General features: G+C 40.4%; 4 protein-coding genes. All 4 read right to left on the bottom strand.

Annotated elements, in window-relative coordinates; genetic code table 11:
- Window positions 1–50: 50 nt before the first annotated feature.
- Complete coding sequence (gene rlmD / locus QZ565_RS08755) at window positions 51–1,406, bottom strand: 23S rRNA (uracil(1939)-C(5))-methyltransferase RlmD (protein WP_295528342.1); 1,356 nt, start codon at window positions 1,404–1,406, stop codon at window positions 51–53.
- 73 nt (window positions 1,407–1,479) lie between these two features.
- The gene (locus tag QZ565_RS08750; protein WP_295528338.1) at window positions 1,480–2,454 is read right to left on the bottom strand and encodes a DUF1002 domain-containing protein; all 975 of its coding nucleotides are present in this window, start codon (window positions 2,452–2,454) and stop codon (window positions 1,480–1,482) included.
- A 73-nt stretch (window positions 2,455–2,527) separates the two neighbouring features.
- Complete coding sequence (gene pmp23, locus QZ565_RS08745; protein WP_295528336.1) at window positions 2,528–3,142, bottom strand: cell wall hydrolase Pmp23; 615 nt, start codon at window positions 3,140–3,142, stop codon at window positions 2,528–2,530.
- Window positions 3,142–3,473: nucleoid-associated protein (locus QZ565_RS08740; RefSeq protein WP_295528332.1), on the bottom strand; the 332-nt coding region annotated here is incomplete at its 5' end. The genes pmp23 and QZ565_RS08740, both read right to left, overlap by 1 nt.

Below are 3,473 nucleotides of genomic sequence, written 5' to 3'. Positions count from 1 at the left end.
TCACGTTTCGAAATTATAATTTTTTAAAAACATATCGTTTTATTGACTGACTAAGATCGAACCAGCAACACTACACACTCCACATGATGCGTTTGAGGAAACAAATCCACCGGCTGTACTTTCTTCAGTTCATATCCCAACTCTTGGTAGAGTTTGATATCACGCGCCATGGTTGCGACATTACAAGAGATATAGGCAATACGGTCTGCTCCTGTTTGGCTACTTGCCTTGATAAAGCTTTCTGTGAGTCCTTTTCTTGGTGGGTCCACTAGGATAAGGCTTGGTTGAATTCCATCTTTAAGCCAATTCTTCATTGCATTTTCAGCTGTGTCACAGACATAGTGGGCGTTTGAAATATTGTTCAGTTGAGCATTCTTCTTACTATTCTCAACCGCTTCTGGAATCACTTCAACACCATAAACTTCCTTAACGTGCTTGGCGACTGATAAACCTATCGTTCCAATTCCCGAGTAGGCATCAATAACCACATCATCTGCTTTTAATACTGCAAAGTCAATGGCTGTCTGATAGAGTTTCTCAGCCATTTCAGTATTGACTTGGTAAAAAGCGGGACCAGCGATTTGGTAGTCATTTCCCAACATTTGGTCGGTAATATAGTCTTGACCATAAAGCGTACGCCATTCCTTACCAAAAATAGCATTAGTGTTCTGGTCATTAATATTTTGCATAACAGACACAATCTCTGGGAACTGCTTGATTAGTTGTTCAATCAATTGCTCCACTCGAAAAATTTTAGGACGAGTTGTCACCAAGATAACCATAATTTGGCCTGAATAGTGGCCACGACGAACCACGAGGTTCCGAATCAAGCCAGCTTGTTCCTTTTCATCATAAGGTTTCAAATCATAACGACGGAGCAAGTCGCGTAGGGCTACAACTAGCTCATCAATCACAGAATCTTGGATAAAGAAATCTTCTAGAGGCATGAGGTCATGGGAATTCTTACGGAAAAATCCTGTTTCCAAGACACCATTTACTCGACGAACAGGGACCTGTGCCTTGTTACGATACTTAACTGGATTTTCCATGCCAAGGGTTTCAGCAACCTCTATATCTGCAATTCCAGCAATCTTGTAGAGACTGTCCTTAACTTGCTTGGTTTTAAACTTGAGCTGTTCTGGATAGGCAAGATGCCCCAAGTCTGCGATTCCTGAACGCAGGTAAGCCAAATCTAGATCTTGATTACGGTGTGGTGACTGGACAAGGTATTCTTCAACTTTCCCAAATCCAATCTTTTTATTGACCTTGAGGACTCGCATGAGGATTTTTTCACTTAGTAAAGCATTCTCGACAAAAAATACCAAACCATCCACCTTGGCCACCCCTGCACCTTCATGGGTCAAGTCAACAATTTCAACTTCTACAATATCATTTTTCTTTAACATTCTTTTCTCTTTCTATCGGCCGACAAAAAAGACGGCAACGTTACGGTTACCATCTATTATACCATGAAATTTCTTAAGAACCAAAACTCTTGAAGAAGTTGACAATGGCTTGCCAGAGGGAGCTTAGGAAATTACCACCGTCCTCTAGCGCCTTATCAGCATCAAAGTTAAGGTTAATATTTTTAAAACTGTCGCCAGCTTGTGATACGATGCTTTGTTTAAGATCATTCAAGGTTTTTGTGAAGTCTGCATTGCTGAGGATATCACTCTTTGAGAGATTTAAAGCAAAATTGATGATGATATTGATCTGGTTTCCTGTTATGACCTGATCAAGTTTGTAATTTTTCAAAGTATCTTCAACGATCTTGCGGACATCTTCCTCTGTCAGATTTCCCTTACTTTCTTTAGCTTTGGCAAGTCCTGACTTGATATCAGCGAGGGCAACGTTTAATTTATTAGCATCATAGCCAGTTTTGTCCTTGTTTTCAGCATTGATATCTGACAAAGCCTTCAACTCTTCTTGAGCCAAATCTTTGTTGGCTTGTGGCACCTTGGCTCCATTAGCTTCTAGCGAATAATAAATCCCTGCTAAAGCACTTTCTCCTGTAACGGGAATAGGTGCTGCTACAGTGATTTTGGCGTGTTCCACACCCAAAGTTACGGCCGCATTGCGGTACATATCCTGAGTCACCTTAGTGATGTTTTCTGGTGTTTCAATTTTGACCTCAAGTGGCGACTTGTCACCTAGTTTTTGAATCTTGGCTGATGAATACAACTGTAAACTAGAGTCATTAGCAACATTCATAATCTTAGAATAGACATCAGGTGTCATGGTCTTGAGTTCTTTGGTGTCTGTTGAGGCATTGTAACCTAGTTTTTTTAGGGTTTGATTTTTTTGATCTTCAGACAATGATGAACCTAGGACATATTCAGGTTGAACATAGGTTTCGTCGATGACTTTTTGAACATCTGTTGCTGCATGGGCGCTATTCATAGCTGTTACTGCCCACAAGACCGCAGCACTAGTCAGAAAGAGTTTCTTTCTCATAGGGATTTTCCTCCTTTACCTTTCTAGAGTAATATATCTATCTTAAAGAAAACTTATAACAAAAACACCTGGGCTAGCCAGATGTCGAAAAGAGAGTGAAACATTTGATGATGTAAAGGTTGAGTTGCACCTGTCTAGAATAATAATAGTTTCCTCCATTTACATAGAGTTCGGCACCGTGAAAAATGGAAATGGGGTGAATATAACTATAAGTCTTTCCAGTGGTATTACCAAGCAAAGGGGCAACAGTCTCACGAGAGTACTGTTTGGCCAGAGCTAAGGTGTTTTCCTTGCCATTTTGGGCGATAAAATCGATATAGGCAGGTCCAAAATTATAGGCTTGAACAGCTGTCCAGACATCAACACCTTTATTCTGGGCCAGATAGAGATTGTCTGTCAGAGTTTGAACGCCTTGCCGAATGCTAGAGGCATTATCATTGATGGTGTTGGTGGAACCACTTGCAGACTCACTAGACTGCATAACATCGCCTTCTTTTCCTTTTGTCTCAGTATAAATCATAGCGAGCACAAGCTCTTCGTTTGCTGGGGTGTCTTTTTCACTCAAGATTTCTCGCACCATGGGTTGGTAGGTCATGACTTGCTTGACATCTTGGTGAACACGGTAAGCTTTATAGCCAGCAAAAAGGAAGACTGCCAGTACAAGCACTCTTCGAATTCGTTTAAACATTATTTACTTTGGATATCCTCGATATTTTTGATTAAGATTGAGTAGGTTCCATTGTCGTTTTGGATAAACTCAACAGACTCGGCGTCTTGATAGACGTTATTGGGAACGATGAGCTCAATTCCATTTGACAAGGAAAGTTTTTGGTTTTCAAATTTTTTAAGCTGACGACTGGCATCAATTTCATCAAATTGAACTGGCTCTGGTACTGCTTCTTTGACTTGGTCAATAAAGCTCAAACGAGCCGTCAGATTGTTATCAAAAAGGTCGTTAGCCAATTTTTCAGGCGATAATTCATTGCTTTCTTCTAGGTTGTTGAAAATCGCTGATTTGA

The organism is uncultured Streptococcus sp., from assembly GCF_915066115.1.
Classification (GTDB): domain Bacteria; phylum Bacillota; class Bacilli; order Lactobacillales; family Streptococcaceae; genus Streptococcus.
Note: the sequence above shows the minus strand (reverse complement) of the source record. Positions and strands in the feature narration are given on the sequence as shown.

Bases quoted from the DNA above. Each gene is read 5' to 3' on its own strand.
- QZ565_RS08750 (WP_295528338.1), bottom strand. From the start codon at position 2,454: ATGAGAAAGAAACTCTTTCTGACTAGTGCTGCGGTCTTGTGGGCAGTA.
- pmp23 (WP_295528336.1), bottom strand. From the start codon at position 3,142: ATGTTTAAACGAATTCGAAGAGTGCTTGTACTGGCAGTCTTCCTTTTT.
- rlmD (WP_295528342.1), bottom strand. From the start codon at position 1,406: ATGTTAAAGAAAAATGATATTGTAGAAGTTGAAATTGTTGACTTGACC.